General features: G+C 72.9%; 4 protein-coding genes and 1 pseudogene. 2 read left to right on the top strand and 3 right to left on the bottom strand.

What is annotated here, in order from left to right; genetic code table 11:
• Positions 1-28: 28 nt before the first annotated feature.
• Both UW392_RS12025 and UW392_RS12020 read right to left on the bottom strand, forming a co-directional pair.
• The gene (locus tag UW392_RS12025) at positions 29-427 is read right to left on the bottom strand and encodes a 6-carboxytetrahydropterin synthase (protein WP_320774921.1); all 399 of its coding nucleotides are present in this window, start codon (positions 425-427) and stop codon (positions 29-31) included.
• A 157-nt stretch (positions 428-584) separates the two neighbouring features.
• On the bottom strand, positions 585-1,562 hold the full coding sequence (locus UW392_RS12020) for a zinc-binding alcohol dehydrogenase (RefSeq protein WP_320774920.1): 978 nt from the start codon (positions 1,560-1,562) through the stop codon (positions 585-587).
• A gap of 127 nt (positions 1,563-1,689) precedes the next feature.
• Here UW392_RS12020 and UW392_RS12015 point away from each other — a divergent pair, with 127 nt between their 5' ends.
• Positions 1,690-2,529, top strand: a complete 840-nt coding sequence (locus UW392_RS12015; RefSeq protein ID WP_414495982.1) for a CDP-alcohol phosphatidyltransferase family protein — start codon at positions 1,690-1,692, stop codon at positions 2,527-2,529.
• A gap of 46 nt (positions 2,530-2,575) precedes the next feature.
• On the opposite strand, the gene UW392_RS12010 is transcribed toward UW392_RS12015, so the two are convergent.
• Positions 2,576-4,291, bottom strand: coding sequence for a serine/threonine-protein kinase (locus tag UW392_RS12010; RefSeq protein ID WP_320774919.1), 1,716 nt, complete (start codon positions 4,289-4,291; stop codon positions 2,576-2,578).
• A gap of 439 nt (positions 4,292-4,730) precedes the next feature.
• On the opposite strand from UW392_RS12010, the pseudogene UW392_RS12005 reads away from it, so the two are divergent.
• Positions 4,731-6,242, top strand: a pseudogene (locus tag UW392_RS12005) (glutamate synthase large subunit); the annotation flags it as partial.

The raw sequence follows: 6,242 nt of genomic DNA, 5'->3' as shown, positions 1-6,242 counted from the left end.
ACGGCCGTCTGCTCGATGGTCATGTCGGTCACAGGTCACGCTCGTAACTCGCCCAGGCGATGTGCGACTCGTGCAGGGTGACGGTGATACCGGTGAGGCCCTTGGCCCCCTCGCCCAGCGCGCCCTTGTGGATGCGCTCGGCGAGCCGGTCGGCGACGACCTTGGCCAGGAACTCCGTGGAGGTGTTCGTGCCCGCGAACTCGTCCTCGTCGTCGAGGTTCCGGTAGTTCAACTCGCCGACCACCGCCCCGAGTTCCGTCGTGGCGAGCCCGATGTCGACGACGATGTTGTCGTCGTCCAGCTCGGTGCGGCGGAAGGTGGCGTCCACGAGGTACGTGGCCCCGTGCAGACGCTGCGCGGGTCCGAAGACCTCGCCGCGGAAGCTGTGAGCGATCATGAGGTGATCGCGGACGGTGATGCTGAACAACGGACGACCCTCCAGTGCGGTGCGTCTGCCCCGGGCCGGGGCATGCCGTGTAGTACGGCTCCTCCCTACCCGTTGTTCAGCTCCTCCGCGCGCTTTCTGCGGTGGTGGGCGGCCGGTCAGCATGGGTGCGCGGGCAGTCAGTGACAGTGACGGCCGGTCAGGACGCGTACCGCACCCGGTGGCACAGCCCGCCCAGTTCTCCGGAGGCCAGCCGCGGCAGGACACCGGGCAGTTCCTCGAAGGCGCACTCCCCCGTGACGAGCGCGTCGAGGGCGGGGTCGGCGAGCAGGTCGAGGGCGAGCGCGAGCCGGTCGGCGTAGGTACGGCCGGGGCGCCCCGCCGGCGACACGGTGCCCACCTGGCTGCTGCGCACGGTGAGCCGCCGCGAGTGGAACGCCTCGCCCAGCGGCAGGCTCACCCGCCGGTCGCCGTACCAGCTGAGCTCGATCACCGTGCCCTCCGGCGCGAGGAGTTCGAGCGACCGCGCGAGCCCCTGCTCGGTGGCGCTGGCGTGCACGACGAGGTCGCACTCCCCCAGCGCGTCGGCGGGCAGCGCGAAGTCGACGCCGAGGGCCTGGGCGACGGCGGCGCGCGCGGGATCGGCGTCGACGAGCTGGACGCGCACCCCGGGGAAGCGGCCGAGCAGCGCCGCGACCGAGCACCCGACCATGCCGCCGCCGACCACGGCGATCCGGTCACCGATCAGGGGTGACGCGTCCCAGAGCGCGTTCACCGCGGTCTCCACGGTCCCGGCGAGCACGGCCCGCTCGGCGGGCACGCCGTCCGGTACGACGGTGACGGCGCTCGCGGGCACGACGTACCGCGTCTGGTGCGGGTACAGGCAGAAGACGGTCCGCCCGGCGAGCTCCTCCGGCCCCTCCTCCACCGTCCCGACGCTGAGGTAGCCGTACTTCACGGGCCCGGGGAAGTCGCCCTCCTGGTACGGCGCGCGCATGGCCGCGTACTGGCTCCCGGGCACCCCGCCCCGGAACACGAGCGTCTCGGTGCCGCGGCTGACGCCGGAGTACAGGGCCCGTACGAGCACCTCGCCGGCGGCGGGCCCGGGCACCTCCGTCTCCCTGATCTCACCTTCCCCGGGCACGCGGAGCCAGAAGGCGCGGGCTGTGTGCGTCATGTGCGTCTCCCTGAACGGTCGGGCGGTTCTCCACGTACGCAGCGGTGGGAGTCGCGGACACGTACGCGGCGAAGATCGACTCTGTCACACGTTCGGAAGGTATCCGGTGGCCCTGCACAACTCTGCCCTGAACCACCCTCACGACGCCCGGCCGTCGCTCCAGCCGTTGCTCCAGCCATTGCTCCGGGAGACGACGGCGGGCGCGGGCGCCCAGCTCCTCCTGCTGGCCCTCCTGGGCGGCGCGATCGGGCTCGGCCCGGCGGGCTGGCTGACGGGCGCGGCGTTCACGCTCGCCACCTGGGCGGTCCTCACCCGCGCCCTGCGCCGCACCCGGCCCCCCTCCTTCGGCCCGGCGAACCGCGTGACGCTGGGCCGCACCGTCCTGGTGGGCGGGGTCACCGCCCTGGTCGCCGACTCCTTCCGGCACGCGCCACCGGTCGCCCTGTTCGTCGGGCTGACCGCGGTGGCCCTGGTCCTCGACGGCGTGGACGGCAAGGTGGCCCGCCGCACCGGCACGACGACACCGCTCGGGGCGCGCTTCGACATGGAGGTCGACGCGTTCCTGATCCTGGTGCTGAGCGTGTACGTGTCGCTGTCGCTCGGCCCGTGGGTGCTGCTGATCGGCCTCATGCGGTACGTCTTCGTGGCCGCCGCCCGCGTGCTGCCGTGGCTGGACGGTGCGCTGCCGCACAGCATGGCCCGCAAGACGGTTGCGGCGGTCCAGGGCGTCGTCCTGCTGGCGGCGGCCTCGGGATGGCTGCCGCACGTCGTGACGCTGGCCCTGGTCGGGTCGGCGCTGGGATCGCTGGTGTGGTCGTTCGGACGGGACGTGGCGTGGCTGTGGCGGACGCGGGAGACGCCGGCTCCCGTACACCTTCCGGCGCCCCTGCCCGTACCCGTACCGGAGTCGGTGCACGTACAAGTGCAGGCCCCGGCCCGGCGGAAGGCCGGACTGGCGGTCGGATGACACCGGACGGAACGACCAGGACCGCCAGTCCATGGTGCCCTGCGCGTCAGTGGGTGACGGTCACCGAGACCGTGAGCTCTCCTTCGTTGTCCGACAGGCAGTCGTCGTCACCGTCGTTGATGCGCAGCTCCAGGGTTCCGTCGGCGGGTGCCTGGAAGGTCCACTCGTCACCCACCACGCGGGCGTCCGGGTTCTCCGTCTGCCCCTCCCTGAGAAGGTGCCCCACGAGGGCCGCGAAGGGTGCGGACCTGTTGACCTTGCAGCTCTCCGCGGCGAAGTCCAGCGCGCTGTCGGTGGCCGCGTCGTAACCTCCCGGACCGGCCGAGGGCATGCTGGCGGCGTCGACGGTCCACTGGCCGCGGAGGAAACGGACGGTGACCGTGTCACCCTTCCCGATGGGAGCCTCGGTGACCTGCTGCCACCCCTCACGGGCCTGGACGGTCAGTTCGGTGGTGACCGGGGCGACCGGCGCGTCCGGGACACCCGCTCCGCCGGCGGAGGGAGCGGCGCCGGCCCCGGCGCCTTCGGCCTGCTCCCGCTCCTGCGCCTGCGCGGCGCCGCCGCCGAAGGGCGGGCTCCCGGTCAGGAAGAGCCCGGCACCCATGCCCGCGAGAACGGCGACGCCCGCCGCCACGGCCCACCACAAGCGGCTTCCGCCGCCACCGGACCTGTTCGGTTCCCCCTCCTGACGCGCCACCGCGGACAGTGCGTCGGCGTCGTAGAGCTGGGTGGCACCGGCCTGGCCCTGCTGCTGCAGGGGGTGCCCGACCTGTGTCGGCGCGTCGGCCAGGGCCCCGGAGGGAACGGTCGGCTGCGGCTCCCCGACCGACACCGACAACTCGCTGGACTCCGCCGCGGAAGCCGCCGGCAGGGCGTACGGCACCTCCGCACCGCCGGCCACCCGCTGCAGGGCCGCCAGGGCGTCGGCGACGGAGGGCCGCTGCTCGGGGGCCTTGCGCAGCAACGCCTCGACGACCGGGCGCAGCGGTCCCAGCCGGTCGTCGAGGACCGCCTCCTCGTAGGCCACGGCGTGCAGGGTGGCGGCCTGCCCGTTGCGGCGGAAGGGTGACTGTCCGGTGGCGGCGGTCGCGAGGGTCGCGCCGAGCGAGAACAGGTCGGAGGCCGGCCCCACGTCGCCACCGGTGACCCGCTCGGGCGCCATGTAGTCGGCGGACCCGGCGACCTCCCCGGGCTGCGTCAGGAACTCACCGTCGTCGAGCGCCGCGATCCCGAAGTCCGTGAGCACGGCACCGCCGTCGCGGCGCAGCAGCACGTTGGGCGGCTTGACGTCCCGGTGCAGGGCACCGACCGCGTGCACGGCGTCCAGCGCCCCCAGCAACTGCACGCCCAGGGTGGCGACCCGCGCCGCGTCCCACGGCCCGTCGCGCTCGATCGACTGGGCCAGCGAGGGCCCCTCGACGAGCTCCATGACGATCCACAGCCGGCCCTCGTGGTCGACCAGATCGTGTACGCCGACCACATGCGGGTGCGGCACCCGGGCCGCCACCCGCGCCTCCCGCAGCGCACGCCGCAGCCACGTCCGGTGCTCCTCGTCCCCGTCCGTGAGGACGTGCAGCTCCTTGGCCGCGACATCGCGCTCGAGCACCCGGTCGTGGGCCCGCCACACGGTACCCATCCCGCCCCGGCCGAGCTGCTCGATCAGCTCGTACCGGTCCGCGACCGACCGCCCGCCACCGCCTGTCGCGTACCCGGCCTGCGTTGCTCCCCGCCGATCGCCCGGACCGTCACTGCCGACCACCACGCGCTGCCCAACCCCTTCCGGCAGCACGGGGCCGCCGGTCCTATGCCGCACACGAACCACGCGAGCATAGCGGGGTGCCGAGCACACGAACGCCGACCGGGTTTCCGGACGAACCGCAAGCATCGACTGGAACCCGGACTCGGACGGCTGGCACTGCCTCACGGTCCAAGCGACCACCCGCTCGGGACCGTTGGTCGACGACCGGGCGGTCGTACGATCTGACCGTCATCGCTCTTTCCCGCGAGGCGGGTCCCCCTCTGCGGCAGCGCGGCGTTTCGGCATGTGAACAGGGCATTGCAGCTGAGTAAGGCCCGCCTTACTATCCATAGTCGCACCACTCAGAACCCGGGCCGTCACACCGGTCCCCCCGCGGCGAGCGCTCCACCGACGCAGCCTGGCCGTCCGCTGCCGGAACCCGCACCGCCGACAGGACCCGCACGTGAATCACTCCCCCCTCGGTCTGTACGACCCTGCCCTCGACCACAGCGACTGCGGCGTCGGATTCATCACCCGCCTCGACGGATCGCCCAGCCATGACGTCATCCGCAGGGGCGACGAAGCGCTCTGCGCCATCCCGCACCGCGGCGGCACGTCCGCCGAAGGTGTCGGCGACGGCGCGGGCGTGAGTGTCGACCTGTCGGTGGAGTTCTTCGGCGCGATCACCGGTGCGGAGCTGCGCGCCGGGCACTTCGGCGTCGCCAACTGCTTCGTGCCCCTCGACGCCGGGCGCCGGGACGCCGCCGTCGAGCTCGTCGGGCGCTGCATCGCGGAGCAGGGCTTCGAGACGCTGCTCGTACGGGACGTGCCCGTGGACCACGGCGTCGCGCGGCCCGCCGCCGAGCAGTACCAGCTGCCCATCATGCAGTGGGTCTTCCGCGCGCCCGAGGGCTGGGAGCGCGCCGAGGTCGACGCCGCCGCCCACCGTGCCCTGCTCGCGGTCGAGGCCGTCGCCTACGCCGACGCCACGTCGTACGCCGGGCTGTACCCGCTGTCGCTCAGCGCGCGGACACAGGTGCTCAAGGGGCGGCTCAACAGCGGCGAGGTCATCCGGTTCTTCCCGGATCTCGTCGATCCCCGGCACTCGGTGCGGTCGCTGTACTTCCACACGCGGTTCTCGACCAACACCGAGCCGCACCCGACCATGGCGCAGCCGTTCCGGCTCATGGCGCACAACGGTGAGCTGAACACCGACCGGAAGAACCGGCTGAGTGACGAGGCCCTCGCCCGGGCCCGGACCCGGAGCATCGTGCGGCCGCCGGGGCAGTCCGACTCCAGCCGGCTCGACCAGACCCTGCAGAGCCGGGTCTTCGACGACGGGCTCGACCTCGTCGAGGCGGTCGTGTCGCTCATGCCGCCCGCCTGGGAGAACGACCGTTCCCTGCCCTCCGACGTCCGGGACATGCTGGAGTACTTCTCCCTCTATGAGGAGAAGAACGACGGGCCCGCCGCCGTGATCTTCAGCGACGGGGACGTCATCGGGGCCCGGCTCGACCGGCTCGGGCTGCGTCCGCTGCGTACCGTCGAGACCGCCGAGTACCTGATGGTGGCCTCGGAGGCCGGGCAGGTCGCGTTCCCTGACGACGAGGTCGTGCACCGGGGGCGGATCGAGGCCGGCGGCATGCTCGTCGTCGACCACCGCACCGGGCGGCGGATGCGCACCCGCGAGGTGCTCGACGCCCTCGCCGCGCGGCGGCCGTACAGCGAGCTGCTCGACGCGGCCCGGGTCGATCTCGACGACCTGCCCGCGCCCGACTACTACCGCGGCACGACGACGCTCGGCTACGACGGTGACCTCACGCTCGCCGGACGGTACGTGGCGTACTCGCTGAACCAGGAGAGCTTCCGGTTCATGCTCGACCCGATGCTCGCCGACGGGTCGGAGCGGATCTCCGCGATGGGCTACGGCAACGCCATCAACGCGCTCAGCGACACCGAGGGCGGCATGGCGAAG

The organism is Streptomyces sp. CRN 30, from assembly GCF_034105845.1.
The sequence above is the reverse complement of the archived record's forward strand: the minus strand, read 5'-3'. Positions and strand labels throughout refer to the sequence as shown.